16 protein-coding genes are annotated in these 18,485 nt (G+C 40.5%); 10 read left to right on the top strand and 6 right to left on the bottom strand.

What is annotated here, in order from left to right:
• Positions 1–89: 89 nt before the first annotated feature.
• Complete coding sequence (locus tag AC4E96_RS08340; RefSeq protein ID WP_490255486.1) at positions 90–1,346, bottom strand: lipoprotein-releasing ABC transporter permease subunit; 1,257 nt, start codon at positions 1,344–1,346, stop codon at positions 90–92.
• 95 nt (positions 1,347–1,441) lie between these two features.
• Here AC4E96_RS08340 and AC4E96_RS08335 point away from each other — a divergent pair, with 95 nt between their 5' ends.
• From AC4E96_RS08335 to AC4E96_RS08300, 8 genes are all read left to right on the top strand, one after another.
• Complete coding sequence (locus tag AC4E96_RS08335; protein ID WP_490255485.1) at positions 1,442–2,080, top strand: PilZ domain-containing protein; 639 nt, start codon at positions 1,442–1,444, stop codon at positions 2,078–2,080.
• Entirely contained in the window at positions 2,077–3,117 is a 1,041-nt protein-coding gene (locus tag AC4E96_RS08330) for an agmatine deiminase family protein (RefSeq protein WP_490255484.1), read from the top strand. Before AC4E96_RS08335 ends, AC4E96_RS08330 begins: the two co-directional genes overlap by 4 nt.
• Positions 3,114–4,004, top strand: a complete 891-nt coding sequence (locus AC4E96_RS08325; protein WP_490255483.1) for a carbon-nitrogen hydrolase — start codon at positions 3,114–3,116, stop codon at positions 4,002–4,004. The genes AC4E96_RS08330 and AC4E96_RS08325 overlap by 4 nt, the downstream gene beginning before the upstream one ends.
• Positions 4,005–4,015: 11 nt before the next feature.
• Entirely contained in the window at positions 4,016–7,528 is a 3,513-nt protein-coding gene (gene mfd / locus AC4E96_RS08320) for a transcription-repair coupling factor (RefSeq protein WP_490255482.1), read from the top strand.
• Positions 7,529–7,609: 81 nt separating this feature from the next.
• On the top strand, positions 7,610–9,232 hold the full coding sequence (locus tag AC4E96_RS08315) for a CsiV family protein (RefSeq protein ID WP_490255481.1): 1,623 nt from the start codon (positions 7,610–7,612) through the stop codon (positions 9,230–9,232).
• 12 nt (positions 9,233–9,244) lie between these two features.
• Positions 9,245–10,054 (top strand): purine-nucleoside phosphorylase, encoded by an 810-nt coding sequence (locus AC4E96_RS08310; RefSeq protein WP_488032534.1) that lies wholly within the window; start codon positions 9,245–9,247, stop codon positions 10,052–10,054.
• 4 nt (positions 10,055–10,058) lie between these two features.
• Positions 10,059–10,835: a deoxyribose-phosphate aldolase gene (gene deoC / locus AC4E96_RS08305; RefSeq protein WP_490255480.1), complete on the top strand. Its 777-nt coding sequence runs from the start codon at positions 10,059–10,061 to the stop codon at positions 10,833–10,835.
• Between the two features lie 43 nt (positions 10,836–10,878).
• Positions 10,879–11,334: a hypothetical protein gene (locus AC4E96_RS08300; protein WP_490255479.1), complete on the top strand. Its 456-nt coding sequence runs from the start codon at positions 10,879–10,881 to the stop codon at positions 11,332–11,334.
• Positions 11,335–11,397: 63 nt separating this feature from the next.
• Here the strand turns inward: AC4E96_RS08300 and chrA are convergent, their stop codons facing one another.
• Both chrA and AC4E96_RS08290 read right to left on the bottom strand, forming a co-directional pair.
• Positions 11,398–12,606, bottom strand: coding sequence for a chromate efflux transporter (gene chrA / locus AC4E96_RS08295; RefSeq protein ID WP_490255478.1), 1,209 nt, complete (start codon positions 12,604–12,606; stop codon positions 11,398–11,400).
• A 64-nt stretch (positions 12,607–12,670) separates the two neighbouring features.
• Entirely contained in the window at positions 12,671–13,213 is a 543-nt protein-coding gene (locus AC4E96_RS08290; RefSeq protein WP_488032538.1) for a carboxymuconolactone decarboxylase family protein, read from the bottom strand.
• Between the two features lie 185 nt (positions 13,214–13,398).
• Here AC4E96_RS08290 and AC4E96_RS08285 point away from each other — a divergent pair, with 185 nt between their 5' ends.
• Positions 13,399–14,010 carry a TetR/AcrR family transcriptional regulator gene (locus AC4E96_RS08285; protein ID WP_490255477.1) on the top strand — a complete coding sequence of 204 codons (612 nt, stop codon included), beginning with the start codon at positions 13,399–13,401 and terminating at the stop codon, positions 14,008–14,010.
• On the opposite strand, the gene AC4E96_RS08280 is transcribed toward AC4E96_RS08285, so the two are convergent.
• Positions 14,007–15,185 carry a sensor histidine kinase gene (locus tag AC4E96_RS08280; RefSeq protein ID WP_490255476.1) on the bottom strand — a complete coding sequence of 393 codons (1,179 nt, stop codon included), beginning with the start codon at positions 15,183–15,185 and terminating at the stop codon, positions 14,007–14,009. The genes AC4E96_RS08285 and AC4E96_RS08280 overlap by 4 nt on opposite strands.
• Positions 15,186–15,272: 87 nt before the next feature.
• Here AC4E96_RS08280 and AC4E96_RS08275 point away from each other — a divergent pair, with 87 nt between their 5' ends.
• The gene (locus AC4E96_RS08275; protein ID WP_490255475.1) at positions 15,273–16,817 is read left to right on the top strand and encodes a DUF3369 domain-containing protein; all 1,545 of its coding nucleotides are present in this window, start codon (positions 15,273–15,275) and stop codon (positions 16,815–16,817) included.
• 110 nt (positions 16,818–16,927) lie between these two features.
• Here the strand turns inward: AC4E96_RS08275 and AC4E96_RS08270 are convergent, their stop codons facing one another.
• Both AC4E96_RS08270 and gloA2 read right to left on the bottom strand, forming a co-directional pair.
• On the bottom strand, positions 16,928–17,887 hold the full coding sequence (locus AC4E96_RS08270; protein ID WP_490255474.1) for a sensor domain-containing diguanylate cyclase: 960 nt from the start codon (positions 17,885–17,887) through the stop codon (positions 16,928–16,930).
• Positions 17,888–17,994: 107 nt separating this feature from the next.
• Positions 17,995–18,378, bottom strand: a complete 384-nt coding sequence (gloA2, locus tag AC4E96_RS08265; protein WP_490255473.1) for an SMU1112c/YaeR family gloxylase I-like metalloprotein — start codon at positions 18,376–18,378, stop codon at positions 17,995–17,997.
• Positions 18,379–18,485: the final 107 nt, after the last annotated feature.

Genomic DNA, 18,485 nt, shown 5'->3' with positions numbered 1-18,485 from the left:
AAACCTTTTAGGACTTGCGTATCTTGAACCCCCGGGTAGCGCTTTACTAGGTTTCTACATTCTATTACGTGCATCATATTTCCATTTTATTATTCATAGCGCAGGACATCTGCAGGCATCAATTTTGATGCCCTATAAGCAGGATAAACACTGGCTAACAAAGCAAGTCCGATAGCCATAATGCCAATTGATAATGACTTTCCAACACTATATTCAATCGGTAACCCGAGCCCAGGCACACCTAAAATATTAATCTGTGTTATTTCCATAATGGGATTTATAGCCAAGCACAGTGTCGTGCCAAGAGCAAAGCCCCAACTGGCTCCAACAATGCCATTTAATGCACCTTGGACCGTGAATACTTTGGCAACGTTGCTATTGGTTAACCCTAGAGTTTTTAATATGGCAATTTCTCCCTGCTTCTGGGTCACCATCATGACTAGAGCAGAAACTATATTAAATGCGGCAACGGCAACGATTAGGCTCAACATTAACCACATCATATTTTTTTCCATTTTTACTGCATCAAATAACTTGCCGTGGGTATTGTGCCAACTCGTTATGGTGTAATCGGTAAACTCACCACTTTCTTGCATAGCGGCGATGACCTGTTGTGCTTTAAAAGGGTCAGACAATACCAACCTAATTCCTTGATTGGACGTCGCTGACTTTTTTAACAGACGATTTAGGTTAGCACTTTTGGTAAATACCATTTGCTGATCAAGTTCACTTTCGGTTTCAAAAAAACCAGCAACAACAAATGACCGTTGAGACGGCATTCTCCCTAATGGGGTGTATGAGCTCGCTCCAGAGACGATCAGTCGAACTTTATCACCGATGGTTATGCCTTTTTCTAATGCTAAGAAACGTCCAACAATAATGGCATATTCACTTTCCAAAAATGCCGGCCATTGTCCCTGCACTAGGACACCTTTTACACCAAGAGGAATATGATCAATATCCTGAATACCTTGCACCATCACGCCTTTCAAATCATTTGGAAGCTGCATAATAGCAGTGCTTTCAACTAAAGGCAGAGCTTGGATTATATGAGGTGAGAATGCTTTTATTCGAGTAAGTTCAGGGCTATTGCCTGGTGCATTATTTTGATTAGAGACTGGTCGAGTTTGGCTATCGGGTGTCAATACAATATGTGGTACAGAACTAAGAATGCGCTTTTTTAATACACCCTCGAATCCATCCATTACAGATATGACTATAATTAACGCCATTACGCCTATAGCTATACCGGCTTTTGAAAAAAGAGAAATTAATCCAACGAACTTGCCTTCTTTGGATGCTTGAGCGTATCGCCGAGCAATGACTAGGCTTATAGGTAAATTCATCTAAGAGCTTGAATCTTTTTAATTAAATTAGTGAAGGAAATGCTAAGGTTCGATAATATGTCTTTAACAATAAAAGTACAAGCAGAGTGCTTATCATGAATGCAGCAGACCAAGCGATATTTGAAGAGTATTTTCAATTAGAACATCAAGTTGATATTAATATTCAGACTGGCAATCTTATTTCAGAAACGCCGACCCAAGAAGAATTTGAAGCCATGATGCCATTACCCTTTAAATTGGCATCAGATATGAAAGGCGTCGAACAAAACATGTTGCGGCCTTTGCGACAACTTGGCGACGTGATTGAGCCTTTGGCCGACTATTTAAAAGCTCAAAGTCGAAAAATTGACTTAATGATGAGTTATATATTACAAGCCCAAGATGACAACGACACCAAGCTAAAGACAGACTCATACGGCGGTGGTGGCTTTACTGTCACAAGTGAAGAAGAGTTAGACCCAGACCGTTATTATATCTGTAAATTGTTTTTTTCAGACGAAGCTTCAGCCATTTATTGCATTGGTCGAATCATTGATGTGGTTACTTTAGACAGCACTTTAGAAGACACAGAGCCGACTAATCACGACAAACCAAGGCGTTTTCAACATAAGTTAGTTTTTCATCGAATTCGTGAAGAAGATCAAGAGTTAGTTGTCCGAGCGTCACTGCACCAACAATCTAAACAATTATTGAAAAAAACCAAACAAAGACAGAACGAGAAAGAACAACAATGACGTTTACTTTGCCCGCTGAGTGGTCACGACAATCTGCGGTTTTACTAACATGGCCACACGTTCATACCGATTGGCGTCCAATTCTGAATGACATCGAATATGTCTATTTAGAACTAGCAAAATCAATCACTCAATACCAAAAGTTAGTTATCGCTTGTCACGACGAACGAATAAAGCTTCGCGTTACTGAGTTACTCTGTGATGAAGATGTAGACATGCATAACGTCAGATTGTTTATAGCGCCGTGCAATGACACTTGGGCACGAGATCACGGACCTATTACTTTGGTTAATCGCCAAAATGATCGTCAGTTGAAGGTATTAGATTTTACTTTTAATGCTTGGGGCGATAAGTACAGTGGAGAATTGGACAATGAAATCACCGGTCATTTGATGAGCCAGCCATTTGCTCATTCAGATGTAATTGAATCAAGTGATTTTATCCTGGAAGGTGGCAGTATCGAAAGTGACGGCAACGGAGTATTAATGACCACCACTCGGTGCCTCCTTAACCCCAACCGAAATTTACACTTGTCCAAAGAACAAATTGAACAAACACTAGTGCAAAATTTAGGTGTCAATAAAGTACTTTGGTTAGAATATGGTTACTTATCAGGTGATGATACTGACGCCCATATCGATACATTGGCACGATTTGCACCTGAAGGCATTGTTTATGTTAGCTGTCGTGATGAAAATGACCCGCACTTTCAAGAATTGAACAAAATGGAAGATGAGCTCAAAGGCTTCACTGACGTTGAAGGAACACCCTACCAGTTATTTGCGCTTCCAATGCCAAAACCAATATTTGATGATGATGGTGAGCCATTACCTGCTACTTATGCAAACTATTTGATCATTAATGGCGCGGTGTTGGTTCCAACCTATAATGATGTTGCAGATAAACAAGCCTTAGCTATAATCGGCGCCGCTCACCCAGGCAGGAAAATAATTGGCATTGATTGTCGTGCCGTAATTAAACAATTTGGCAGTTTGCACTGTTTAACCATGCAACTTCCAGCAGGATTAATATCATGACAACAAAACAACTTAAGGTTGCTGTTGTTCAGCACAGCAACACCCCAGATTTACAACACAACACCGATAAAACCATCGAGGGCATTCGAGAAGCCGCCGCCGAAGGGGCAAAATTAATCGTTTTGCAGGAACTTCATCGGTCCTTGTACTTTTGTCAAACCGAAGAGACCCACCTATTTGATTTGGCGGAGCCCATCCCAGGTCCATCAACCGATTTATATGGAAACTTGGCAAAAGAATTAAATGTCGTATTGGTTTTGTCTTTGTTTGAGAAACGTGCCGTAGGGATTTACCACAATACGGCGGTTGTCATTGAGTCTGACGGTACGATTGCGGGAAAATATCGCAAGATGCATATCCCTGACGATCCAGGCTTTTATGAAAAATTTTATTTTACTCCAGGTGATTTAGGCTTTGAACCGATTCCTACCTCCGTCGGAACGTTAGGTGTTCTTGTATGCTGGGATCAATGGTTTCCAGAAGCCGCTCGATTAATGGCTATGGCCGGTGCAGAAGTACTGATCTACCCTACCGCCATTGGCTGGGATACGCGGGACGACAAAGACGAGCAAGCACGCCAACTCGACGCATGGGTCATTTCACAACGCGGCCACGCGGTTGCCAATGGCTTACCTGTGATTTCATGCAACCGCGTTGGGCATGAAGGTGACCCAAGTGAACAAAGCACAGGGATTTTATTTTGGGGAAATAGCTTTATAGCTGGACCACAAGGTGAAATTCTTGCTCATGCTAGTGACAAAGATGATCAAATTTTAACAGCAAACGTATCATTGTCTCGCAGTGAAGATGTGCGCCGTATTTGGCCGTTTATGCGTGATCGTCGTATTGACCACTATTCTGATCTAACCAAAATCTACCGTAAATAAATAGGACTGTTGTGCTTCCGCAATTACTCAATCTACCTTTACCAAAACCAAATTCCGAATCCACTGCAAACAAAAAAGCAGACAAAATAACGTGGGCAAGACTTGCTGGTAGTAGTAAGTCGTTGGCAATTGCGGAAGCGGCATATCATTCAGATCACGTCACCGTTATCGTTACAGAAAATACGCCGGCAGCACATCGTTTAGAAACCGAATTAAGTAGTTTAGTTGACCCAGCGGCTATTCCTGTTTTCACATTCCCTGATTGGGAAATTTTGCCATACGATACATTTTCACCGCATCAAGACATTATTAGCCAACGTCTCTTAACACTGTATCAATTGCCGCAGATGAACAAGGGGATCGTGATTGTTCCGGTTAACACCCTTTTGCATTTCATTGCACCCAAATCTTACATTTTGGGTAATAGCTTTGTTTTTAAACCAGGTGATAAGAAAGACATTCAGCAATTAGCGTTGCAACTTCAAGAAAATGGATATCGCAACGTTGAACAGGTCATCGAGCACGGTGAATACTCTGTTCGTGGTTCAATTTTAGACTTGTACCCAATGGGTAGTGAAATGCCCTACCGGATAGACTTTTTCGATGACGAAATTGATACCATTCGTTTATTTGATACTGAATCTCAGCGCAGTAAGGACAAGGTCGAAGAAATAAACCTATTGCCAGCGCATGAATTCCCTCTTGATAAAGACGGAATTGAGTTGTTTCGCCAAAACTATCGCGAACAATTTACCGTACGCAACGAAAAAGACAGCCTGTACAAACAGGTATCTGAAGGCAGTTTTCCTGCTGGTATAGAGTATTATTTACCGTTATTTTTTGCCGAGACTAATACACTATTTGATTATCTACCGAATAATTGCCATCTCGTTCTCGACGGCGATATTCAAGCGCAAGCAGAACTGTACCTTCGAGAAACCCAAAAACGACATGAAAACTTAAATGTCGATCCACTTCGCCCACTTCTCAGTCCTGAGTGTTTATTTTTACCAATCGATAAATTGTTTTCACAGATAAACAAGTGGCCTCAAATTAGCTTACAACATGGGGTGGTAAATGGTGCCGGGAAGTACAATGCGAATACGGTACTAATCGAAGATATCAATATCGACTCACAGCTTAAGCAGCCGTTTACTAAAGTCACAGACCATTTGATCGAGATTAAAGAGCAGCAAGGTAGGATCCTGTTTAATGTCGAATCCGCTGGGCGGCGCGAGACCTTGCTAGAACTGCTAAAACAAGCTCAAATCAAGCCAACGCAATTTAAAACAATTCAAGAGTTTATCGAATCAAACGTCGACACCGGCATTGTGATCAATAGCTTGGAAAATAGTTTTGGTATTGTGACCGAGCTTGAAGGTCAGTCAGTGCCAGTTTCTTTTTTAACTGAGACTCAATTACTTGGTGGCCGTGTAACCCAACGTAGAAGAAACAAACGTGACAAGTCCGTGTCGAGTGATGCAATTGTCAAAAACTTAGCTGAGTTAAAAGTTGGCCAAGCCATCGTCCATATTGAGCATGGTGTCGGACGTTATAAAGGACTTGAAACCATTGATGCAGGTGGGCTGACCTCAGAGTTTGTTACGATAGAATACGCCAATGAAGCCAAGTTATACGTTCCCGTCGGTAACTTACATTTATTGACTCGTTATACCGGTGGCGAATCTGAATCAGCTCCAATCAATAAGCTAGGCTCCGACGCCTGGGAAAAAGCGCGTAAAAAAGCCGCCGAAAAGATTAGAGACGTTGCAGCTGAACTGCTTGATATTTATGCGCAGCGAGAAGCAAAACCTGGCTACAAATACGAACTAGACCGCGATGGTTGGCGTCAGTTCTCCGCCTCCTTCCCGTTTGAAGAAACCGAAGACCAGCAAACGGCAATCAACTCTGTCGTCAATGACATGAAATCACCAAGAGCGATGGACAGACTAGTCTGTGGTGATGTTGGTTTTGGTAAAACCGAAGTTGCCATGCGTGCCGCCTATATTGCGGTAAACGATGGTAAGCAAGTAGCTGTTCTTGTGCCGACAACCCTATTGGCTCAACAACACTATGAAAATTTTGCTGACCGATTTGCAGATTGGCCAGTTAAGGTAGAGGTCCTCTCTCGCTTTAAGACAGGTAAGCAACAAACCAAAGTGTTAGAAGAATTAGAAAATGGTCAAGTTGACATTATTGTCGGTACCCACAAACTGATTCAAGAAAACATAAAGTTCAAAGATTTAGGTTTGTTGATCATTGATGAAGAACACCGTTTTGGTGTGAAGCAAAAGGAAGCCATCAAAAAGCTAAGGGCGAATGTTGATATTTTGACATTAACCGCAACCCCAATTCCGCGTACCCTAAACATGGCAATGTCAGGCATGCGAGACTTATCAATCATCGCAACGCCGCCAGCCAAGCGCCTCGCAATCAAGACGTTTGTTAAAAATTACAGTAGTGATTTAATAAAAGAAGCCATCATGCGTGAAACGAACCGCGGTGGTCAGGTTTATTTTCTGCATAATAATGTCGAAACGATTGAACAACGCGCTCGAGAAATTGAACAATTAATGCCAGATTGCCGTGTGATTGTTGCACACGGACAAATGCGTGAGAAAGAACTCGAACGCGTTATGAGTGACTTTTACCACCAGAGATATAATGTTTTGGTATGTACAACCATTATCGAAACAGGTATCGATGTCCCAACCGCTAACACAATTATTATGGAGCGTGCCGACAAACTAGGCCTTGCTCAATTACACCAACTACGCGGGCGTGTCGGTCGTTCACATCACCAAGCTTATGCCTACTTATTGACTCCACCGCCAAAAGCAATGACCAAGGATGCCGTTAAACGCTTAGAGGCTATTGGTTCATTGGAAGACCTTGGCGCTGGTTTTGCTCTGGCGACACATGACTTAGAGATCCGTGGCGCTGGTGAATTGTTGGGTGATGACCAAACGGGTCAAATTCAAACGATTGGATTCTCACTATACATGGATATGTTGGAACAAGCCGTAGAAGCATTAAAACAAGGAAAAGAGCTGAGTCTAGATGCATTAACCAATAAACAAACTGAAATTGAACTTCGCTTACCGGCATTATTGCCAGATGGTTATATACCTGACGTAAATATGAGGCTAAGCCTTTATAAACGCATAGCGACTTGTTCTGATTCAGCACAGCTCGATGACATCAAAATAGAACTCATAGACCGATTTGGCTTATTACCAGATGCGACTAAGAACCTATTTACGATTAGTGAGTTTAGACAGCGTGCCCAAGCATTGGGTATCACCAAAATTGAAGCTGGACCAAAAGGCGGTAAAATTGAGTTCTCGGACACCACTTGTGTCGATCCTGTCTTTTTAATTAGTCTCATTCAGCAGCACCCTTCAGTTTACAAACTTGAGGGCGGTCAGACACTTAAATTCGTCATTGACAATAAAGACTCTGAAGACCGAATAAAATACATCAATGCCATGCTTAACGACTTTGAGCACAAACAAAAAACATAGAACAAATGATTGGTCTCAAGTACACTATTTTTAGTAGGCCTGTCATGTTCAATCCAAAAAACAAGGAACGCCCAAAACAGTATGCATCAAGTTGTATTGGAATATTTTAAAAGTAAATCTGCAGTGAAGTCTCTGACCGCAATCTCATCGCTAATGTGTGCCGCTTTGTTAGGTGCGCCATCGATTGTAATAGCGAATGATTTTCAGTTTAACAATACACAAAGCAACGAAGTAAACCTGGACGATGGCGAACCGACAAGAGTACCAACTGAAGAATTGATTGAAGGAATTAAATCAGCAGACGGTCGATGGTTTGACGTCGAAGTTATAATTTTTGAACGCACACGTGAAAAGGCCGTAAGAGAGCGATTCGAAAACCAAGTAGAAAACAAAAAACCACGCTACCACTGGGATGTTCAGTTACCTGTTTTATATCCTAATATACGCCCTCTTTTGGCAAACTTACCGTTATGCCATGCAAATAGTGACCCTTTCGTCAAAGCAGAACTCAGAGCAAACAATGCGTCTCGGCCGCAATATCAAAGTGAAGGTCAGGACATAGAGACACAAAACGCTGCAGCATTTTATCAGGATTATGTCGACTACGAGCAAAAAATCGACGTTAAGTGGCAGATAGCTGATGAACTGTGCCTGTTGCCGTCAGAAGCGCGAGCACCATACTGGGCGTTGTTAAAACCAAACGTTGATTTTCTTTCCAAGCAATCGTCAACAAATAGCGCTTTCACACCTAGTGCTGCGCCGTTGTTTGTTCACCATTATTTTGACAGCGTAAATTTCGCCTCGTTTCCCAAGCGCCCAACCGGTTTCGATTATGATGATTACCGCGGAGTTTACTTGCTAGATGAGCAAAACTTAAAGCTTAAAGAGCAAGCGAACAAAATAGATCAGCATTGGACGACTCGAGTTGTTTTACATATGGGCTGGCGCCAGCCAGGATTATCTCCGAACAAAGCAGTGCCAATGTATGTGCGTGCTGGAAAAAACTTCACCGACTCTTTCCGCTACGATGGTAGTGCCAAAGTTTCTCAGCAAGAGTTATTAGAATCATTAGATCTCGAAACCAAATGGCAACAAGACCAACCGAATACTGCCGATTTATTACAGGTTCAAAACTCCAATAACGTACAACAAGGCATTGAATCTGGGCGCGACTCTGGTCAGTCGACGTTACTTAAACAGGAACTGAACAACGTAAGTGCTTTCTTAGCTGACTTAGAAAATGGTGCAATAATAGATAAAGCAACGCAAACGATCATATTTCCCGACCGTAGCAAATTACCCAAAGAAACATGGGAAATAGACGGTACGATCAAAGTTATTCTCGATCATTACCTGTATTTTGATGCTGATTTTAACTACAGAGAAAAACAATCAAAAACTTATAACATTGATCAATTTGTCGCCAATCAAAGCGACATTTTAGCAAAAGACTCTACAAAACCCTTGACCTTAGATTCGCAAAACGTCTTAATAAGCGCAGCAAAAAAGGACCAATCAGTCTCAGAGTTCGACGAATTTAAAGCAGGCACGTTGACAGAAAACAACGGTGACACTTTATTGGAAGTAGAATACCTACAAAATTTCCCATTCAAACAACTAAGACGTACCTATTCAGGTGATCTACACTATTTAGATCATCCTAAGTTTGGCGTACTTTTCCAAATTAGAAAATATCGACACTAACGGGATTTTATCGTGAAAGATTTTGAAATCAGTGCAAATTATATAAAAACTCAATTAAATGGCTTTTCGCCAGAAGTAGCAATTGTATTAGGTAGTGGCCTAGCCGACCTAGCCGACCAGATCATTGACCCTATCAGTATTCCATACGCTGATATTCCAGAGTTTCCGCAAAGTACAGTCGCCGGACACACTGGACGTTTGGTTGCAGGCACACTCGGTGGCAAAAATGTTATCTGTATGCAAGGTCGTTTCCATTATTACGAAGGTCATTCGTTTGAAAAAATTGCGATTCCAGTCAGAAGCTTCAAAGCACTTGGGTGTGAGTCAGTAATTTTAACCAATGCGGCAGGTTCATTGAATGAAGATATGGGTCCTGGCAGCATCATGTTAATTACAGACCATATTAACTTCTCTGGTTTCAATCCGTTAATTGGTCCAAATGATGACGAAATTGGTCCTCGCTTTTTAGACTTAACCCAAACGTACGATCGTGAGATTGGCGAACGAGTAGAAAAAGCAGCGTTAAAATCTGGCCTCACCTTATACCGTGGTACTTATATTTGGGTATCAGGACCGACTTTTGAAACGCCAGCAGAGATTCGTGCTCAACGCACTTTAGGCGCTGACGCAGTGGGTATGTCAACCGTACCTGAAGCAATCGTAGCTCGTCATTGCGGTCTAAAAGTAACGGCTATTTCGACCATAACCAATTTGGCAGCGGGTTTATCAGCGACTAACCTTTCTCACGATGAAACATTAGAGCAAGGGCAGCTTGCGGCTCAACGACTTACTACGCTTTTGACTGACTTTTTGGCAGACTAATACCATGAATGAACTCCAGCGATACGCAAAACAAGCACTTAGTTTAATTGATTTAACCTCTTTAAACTTGGATGACACAGAGCAAGACATTATTAAATTGTGTCACAAGGCACAAACACCTTACGGGCATGTTGCTGCAGTCTGTGTTTACCCTCAGTTTGTTAGTGTCGCTCGGCGTTCTCTCAACGACTTAGGTCTTGAAAACGTTAAGGTCGCAACCGTTACTAATTTCTCACATGGAACAGACAGCATTGATGAAGTTATTGCTCAAACTGAGCAAGCTATTAATGATGGTGCCGATGAAATTGATGTTGTACTTCCCTATCAAGCCTTTACAAATGGTGACTTAGATCACTGCGAGCAAGTGCTGATAGAAAGTAAAAAACGATGCAATGGACCAACCTTGTTAAAGGTTATTATTGAGTCTGGTGAGCTTGCTGAACCAAATCTAATTAAAGCTGCGAGTGAGTTTTGCATCGATTGTGGTACTGACTTTATAAAAACTTCAACTGGTAAAGTTAAGGTCAACGCGACGCTTGAGTCGGCTGAAATAATGCTGACAGCGATTGTAGAAAATGACACAAAGGTTGGTTTTAAAGCCGCAGGTGGTATTAGAACGGCCGTTGATGCCATGGCATATCTAAAGTTGGCTGAAAACTTGTTAGGTAAAGAATGGATAAGCCCTATGCAATTCCGATTTGGTGCTAGTGGTCTACTTGCCGATATTGTCGCAACACTTAATGGCGATACTGCTAAAGACACAAACAGTAGCAACTATTAACCCCAAATGTGCTTTAATTCTAGGCAGATTATAAGGAAATAACATGACAGTGATTGACTCGAACATCGAAGCTCACGCCAATAGCTTAGGACTACCGATAACCGTCAATGTTAAGTCCTTATTTGATACAAGCGACCATAAAACGGCAGCAATGTTGGAGCGTGTTAACGCATGGATAAATTTTAAAGCACTTGGCGCGAATTGGTTTTGTGATGAGTCCAAAATCACCACTATCGAAATTACTCTATTTCCAGAATCTCACTACCTTAAAATACCAGAGCTAGCTGATCCTAATTGGTCCAAAGTACTTAATGGTGGATTCACAGGGGTGCAAAAAAACAATACGGACGCATTATCGTTTATTTGTATTGCGGCTATTGCTAACGCCGACATCAAAGAAATGATGGATAATGGCCAACTCGTAGAACAAAACCTCCAACAACTATGCCGCACCATTTGTAATTATCTTACTATCAATCAGCCACTCGAGCGTCTCTAATTTAAGAGATTGTTTCTAAATTTAAGTTCGCGAAATACTGTTCAAAACCCCATCGACCCTAGGCTAACTAAAAAACAAGCCAAGTAAAACATAACAAAGTACCAAGTATAAAACCGGTGTTTTGTGTACACGTAGAGCCATAACCCCTAAAAGTGCTAGTCCCAAGTCTATGCTTGTGTTTATACCACTTTGAACCACTGGCGTGTAAAACGCAGCCATTAAAAGACCAACAACACAAGCATTAATACCCGTAGTTGCACCCGATAATTTAGGGTTAGAAGCCAATGATAACCATGCGTTTTTAAATACTAAAATCAATATAAAGCCTGGCAGGAAGATCGCACTCGTCGCTACGAGCGCTCCAAACCAAGGAGAACTAGGTTGTAATTCGGAGCCAAGAAATGAGGCAAAAGTAAACATCGGCCCTGGTATTGCTTGGGCTGCTGCATATCCTGTCAAAAATCGATCGTTTGTTATTGAATCCGCCACTAGTTCTTGCAGTAATGGTAAAACAACGTGACCGCCCCCAAACACCAAGCTTCCTGCGTAATAGAAATCAGTAAATAGCTTTAGCCAAACGTTTTCACTACTAAATAACGGCAAACCAAACGCAAGCAGAACAAATAAAAACGCGGCGGTCCAATTAAACTTATTTAATTCGTTCAAAAGGCCATTTTGTTTATTTTCAATTATTAACTTAGGATTGTTTTGTTGCTCACTATTATTAGCGCCAGTTAAATTACGGAAAAATAACAGTCCCACTAAGCCTGCTAACACAATGAGGGCAAGTTGATGACTGATAGAAGGTTGTAAAATGAGAATAACGGCGCTAACAAAGGCAATCGACGCGGTAAGTCGTTTTTGGCAAAATGACTGATACATGCCCAATAACGCATCAGCTACTACAACCACTGCCAGTATTTTAAGACCACGGATAATACCGTCTAACGTACTTTCGTTAAGTAAATGTGAGGCTGTCAGAACCGCAAAAAGAACAATTAAAATGAAAGAAGGAAGCGTAAAGCCTATGAAGGCAGCAACGGCACCTGGCAAGCCTCCTTTTTGATGACCTATAGCAAACCCAACTTGGCTAGAACCAGGACCAGGCAAAAACTGACTTAACGCCACCAGCTGTGAATAATCATGATCAGACAGCCACTTTTTGTCTTCTACAAAAGCTTTTCGAAAATAACCAATGTGAGCAGCTGGGCCGCCAAAGCTCATCAGACCCAATAAAAAAAACTGCCAAAAGATATGAAATGTCGTTTGCATCTTGCTCTTTGTTTTCTTTGTACAAAGAGCAAGAATAAAAGACCTGTGTTTTAACTACAACAGGCTATTTAACAAATTTCTTAAATGGTTCGTCGACTGGTGTGTCCGCAAAGTGATTTACATAATTACTCATCACTTTTTGCGCTAATCCAACGACAATTTCGAGTAAATGTTTTTGGCTATAACCTGCTGCATAAAAGTTTTCCAAAACGCTATCTTCGACAACACCACGTCCTCTTACCACAGCTAAAGTGGTTTCGTGCAATGCCTGTAGCTTTTCGTTTGGCATCGACTCACGGTTTGATAACGCATCAATTAGCTCATCACTTACTCCCATAGACTTTGCTATTCCTGTGTGAGCTGGAACACAGTAATGACACTCGTGCTCAACATTAATTGTCTGCCAAACCACGGTCTTTTCATCAGCATCAAAAGAGGTATTTAAAAAGTTTTCGTGAAGTTGTTGGTATGACTTTAATGAAGTCGGAGCTTCAGCCATCACTGCGTGTAAGTTAGGTAACATACCGAACGCTTCGACAGAGGCATTTAATAACGGCTTACTATCCTCTGGTGCTGTTTCTTGTGTGTGTAGTTTAAATGTTGTCATTTGAACTCCTTATTTGAGCAACTGTTCAAGAAAGGTAAGCTTAGTTATATTTGAGCACTCGTTCAAATAACTATAAGCAGTACAATATAATATTCCGATATAAATACGTTCTATTTGTTTGTCCTAAATATAGGTTACACTCGCAAGTTAATTTAATGTCTCTGATTTGAGGAATGTAGTTCAAGGTGAGCAACGTAATAAAGTTTGATCCTATTGAAGTTATGTCTAATGCTAAAAATGTGTTTTGGCAAAAAGGCTTTTTAGGAACAAGTACACGTGAATTACAAAAGGCGACAGGCCTGCGGCCAGGTAGTTTGTATTCATCTTTTGGTAGCAAATCAGAACTGTATAAACGGGTTTTACAATCCTATGTTGACGACTTAACAAATACGCTAGAAGCTGAAGTGAGTACCGCTAAATCAACTTTAGAGGGCATAGAGCGTTTCTTATTGCGTTGTTTATCAGCGGAGGTCATCAAACAAAATAATGAATTGTGCCTATTGGTAAAAACAATTTCTGAGTTGCAATATCAAATTGATCAAGACGGCCAAAACCCCTATCAAGACATAATTGACTTTGCATCTGAGCAAATAAAAGCGATTGAATCGAAGTTTGAGGATTATTTTGAACAAGCAGTAAAAAAACGTGAAATATTTGGTGATCCTAATGCTCTCGCAAAAACGTTACAGGTACAGTTTATTGGATTGAGGCAATATGCTTGTATTACGAAAGAACCAGATTTCATTAAAAGTCAGATAGAGAACCTTTTAAAATCTATAGCTAAAATAAATAGTTAAGGGTTTACGTTTGTATTATGCAGTTCTCTATCTTTTGGTATCTGTATAACAAAATCTGAACCGCCTTGATCGTTTGCTCTAAAGAAAAGTTTACCTAGTAAGACCTCTTTACATATATTATACGCTAAGCTTAAGCCTAATCCGCTCCCTCCTTTTCCTCTCTTTGTTGTATAAAATGGTTCAAAAATCTTTTTTCGATGTGAAACAGGAATGCCAGTTCCATCGTCTTTTACGACAATAAGTACTTTTTTATCAGTCGTTTCGATTTCAATATAAACAAACCCCACATTCCTATCTTCAAATGCATGCTTAAGTGCATTTTGAACTAAAATCGTAATGACTTGCGACAACGCCCCCGGACAGGTGACTATTGATACCGGTACAACTTTAGAAACTACTAATTTATATGGACTTCTTTTAAAAAGTGGCTGAACGGTCGATATGACTTTTTCAATGTAGTCGCTCAAGATAATTTCGCGAGTGACGGGAGACGTTTGATCAACGGCAATTTGTTTAAAGTTTTTAATAAGGTCCGCGGCTAGATAGACTTGATTTAAGACTAGTTCAATTGACTTATCTGCATCATGTAAAAATAACTTGAGATCTTTTGCCGAAATTTTGCCTGCCTTTAATAACTCCTCAGTTTTAACCTTTTGTGTTTGTAAATGAGTCATGCCCGTCACTGCGATTCCTAACGGGGTATTTATCTCATGAGAAACACCAGCGACTAGCCGCCCTAAAGAGGCCATCTTTTCCGTTTCTATAACGTCCTCTTGGTTTTTTTTAACCTGTTCAAATTCAGATTTTAGGTCCGACAACTCTAAATTAAGGTTCTTCCAATTATAGTTAAATTCATCAATGACTTGATTGAAACTGTTATATATAAGTCTGTGCTCTTTATCTAAGTTATTGGTTACCTTAATTCGTTCCTCAAAATCTAGGTTTTGGACCTTATAAAGGGTTTCTAATATTTCATTAGCGTCGTCTGATTGGCCTATTCTAAGCCAGGCATAACAGCCAAAGACGAAAATCAATTGAATTGTTACGACGCTTGCCAATACAATTACCTTCGTTTCATAGCTCCACTCCATAAACCCTTTGGATTGTTCATCCACAAAAAACAAAATGATAAGCGCCACTGTCCCTACTACAAATAGTAAGTTTCCTAACAACATCGAATTAAGTTTGTTCCTATTTTGCATCTTGTGACTTTAATAAACTGTGACTACCTTTAAACGTAGATGATTTTTGAGGTATTGGTAATGTCTAATAGTGATGAATCCCCGCTATTTTCGCTTGAAGAGTTAACTGAAGAGTTAATTGAAAATAAAATAGAACATACAGGCTGGAAAATTCTTATTGTTGATGATGAAGCGTCAATTCATAACGTTACTGAACTAGCGTTAAGTGGATTTACATTTGTCGATAAACCATTGACTTTTTTGCACGCATATTCGGCGTCTGAAGCGGAGGAAATCATCAGTAATACACCTGATATCGCCATTATCCTATTAGACGTGGTGATGGAAAGTGAGTCGGCAGGGCTAGATTTAGTTGACGTAATTCGTACAAAACTAGATAACCACCACGTTAGAATTATACTGCGCACTGGACAACCGGGCCAAGCACCAGAATATGAAGTCATCAAAAAATACGATATCAATGACTACAAAGAAAAAACCGAACTAACAAATCAAAAGCTTAATACGGTGGTTTATTCTGCTTTGCGCTCCTATCGTGATATTACCGCCATTAATCGAACTCGTATTGGCCTAGAACAAATCATTGATTCCACCGCCTCTCTATTACAAATTCCGAGTTTTAAAGGGTTTGCCCGTGGTGCCCTGCAACAGATGGCAGCAATGATGCATATTGATGCAGAGGTCGTTGTCGCACAAACTACGTCTGCATTCGCTGAAAAACAAGCATCTGATATTGAACTCGTTGCGTGTATAGATCACGGTGTCGTTAAAGACGCTCACGATAAAATTACCAATAAATTACTCCAAAAATTTAGGAGTGGTAACTATCCTCGTAACGAAATGGTCGTCAATAAAGAGGAAGCATTTTATATTTCAACCCATGGTCAAAAAGAGCTTATCCTATACTTAGAGGGCCAAACTGACCTTTTAACCTTCGATCCAAATATTCTGTCTGTATTTTGTAAAAATATAGCGATAGCGCTAGAGAATATTCGACTAAATAACCAGTTAAGTAAAACCCAAGAAGAAATTGTTTATTCTATTTGTGAAGTGGCTGAGACACGTTCCAAGGAAACCGGTAACCACGTTCGTAGAGTCGCTCTTTACTCCAAAGAATTGGCATTGCATTTAGGCATTAGTGAAGATGATGCACAAGAGTTATTTCTCGCCGCCCCCCTTCATGACGTTGGAAAGATCGGTATTCCAGACAACGTATTGAATCACCCGGGACGACTTGAAGGCGAAAGTTGGGACGTTATGAAGACTCACGCAGAGATAGGAAAAAACGTATTAGCCCAATCAGATCTCCCTATAATGAAAGCGGGAGCAATAATAGCCGCTGAGCATCACGAGAATTGGGATGGAAGTGGCTATCCAGCCGGGAAAAAAGGCGACGATATCCATATCTATGGTCGTATAGTTGCTTTAACTGATGTGTTTGATGCGTTGATGACCAAACGGTGTTACAAAGACGCGTGGAGCTTTGATGAGGTAAACAAATTTATTGTCGAGCAAAAAGGCAAGAAGTTTGATCCTGATGTGGTGGATGCGTACACCCAATTAACCGACAAATTTATAGAAATTTTTGAACATTATACTGATTAATTGTTTTTTCGTTTAACAACTGAAAACTCCAATCACAATACAAAAAACAAGCTTATAATTTGACTCTGTTAAACCCGTTGTAAAGCGTTTTAAAATGTAACAGTTCAACTCTATCGTTCTGAAGCTTTTTGCTTGTACATCTCATTATCTGCCTTGGCTAGTAGTTGTTCGATCGTATCTCCAGGCATCGGTTTTAAAGACACGACGCCTACACTATATTCAAGTTGCCAATCTGCTTCATTTTGCTCATTAAATTGTTCTATTTCTTTGTTGAAGCGTTCAAGCACAATTTCTGTCTCCCGTCGGTCGGCATTTGTTAAAAATGCAACAAACTCATCACCACCAATTCTTGCAACTGCATCTGATTGCCTAAACACAGTTCGCATTGCATTTGAAAATGCAATTAATGCCCTATCACCTTCAAGGTGACCATATTTATCATTAATTGGCTTAAACTTATCAAGATCGAAAAAAAGCATACTAACGGGTTGTTCACTTCGTGTGCACGTCGCCATTAGATGATTGGCCATTGACATAAATCCACGACGGTTGTTTAAAGCGGTTAATTCATCAAGGGTTGCGAGCTGAATAGATGCAATTTCTTGCTCAACCATCAAAGCCAAATCACGAAGTAACAGTTTATCTTCTTCCGATAGTTCCCGCGGCTTTTCATCTATTAAACAAATGGTCCCTAATTTGAGACCATTTGTTGCCTTTAGCGGACAACCTGCATAAAAACGAATATGTGGCGCATCTGTGACTAAAGGGTTGTCGTAGAAACGCTCATCTTTGAGTGCATTAGGAACATCAAAAATATCATCACCTAAAATTGCATGACCACAAAAAGAAATATTTCTGGGCGTCTCTTCTGCCCCTAACCCTTGTTTCGACTTAAACCATTGCCTATCTGAGTCCACCAAACTTACCAGTGAAATGGGCACTCCGAACATTCGCTTTGCCATTCTTGTTAATCGGTCAAAACGTTCTTCTGGTGCGGTGTCTAACAATTGCATGGCATGTAATGTTTCAATGCGCTTTTGTTCTTCTACCGGAATACGTGGTTCTATCATTTTTGCCTCTTTCAAAACACGAAGAGTTAACTAACTAATGTTAAATATAGTCAATTATTGCAAAAAGTTATCTTTGAGGTGGCTTTTATTTTGTTATTTACATTTCCTCATCTTTCATAAAGCTCAAGAGGTAACTCATCAGGATCATTAAAGAAAACAAAACGGCGGTTGGTAATAGAATCAACTCTTATTTGTTGCGTTGAAATGTTATTGTTACTCAACCATTTTACTGCAGCGTCAATATCATTGACGCGAAAAGATAAGTGCCTCAACCCCTGCGCTTCAGGAAAACTCGGTCTTTCAGGTGCTTCTGGAAAGGAAAACAATTCGAGTTGTGAACCATCCGGTAAAGCCAAGTCTAGTTTATAAGAGTCTCGCTCTGTTCTGTATTCCTCGTGGATGATAGGCAGACCGAGTAATTCAGAGTAAAAGTGTTTGGATTTAGGATAATCCGAACAAATAATGGCGACATGATCTATCCCTAAAAGCATTTCATTTCCTTTTATAATTTGGCGTGAGCTTTATTCTAACGACGTGTATTTCAAGTCGTTCTTATCGAACCGATAATAACAAAAAAGCGCCCTAAGGCGCTTTTTCA

The sequence above is a fragment of the Psychrosphaera sp. genome (assembly GCF_982872775.1).
The sequence above is the reverse complement of the archived record's forward strand: the minus strand, read 5'-3'. Positions and strand labels throughout refer to the sequence as shown.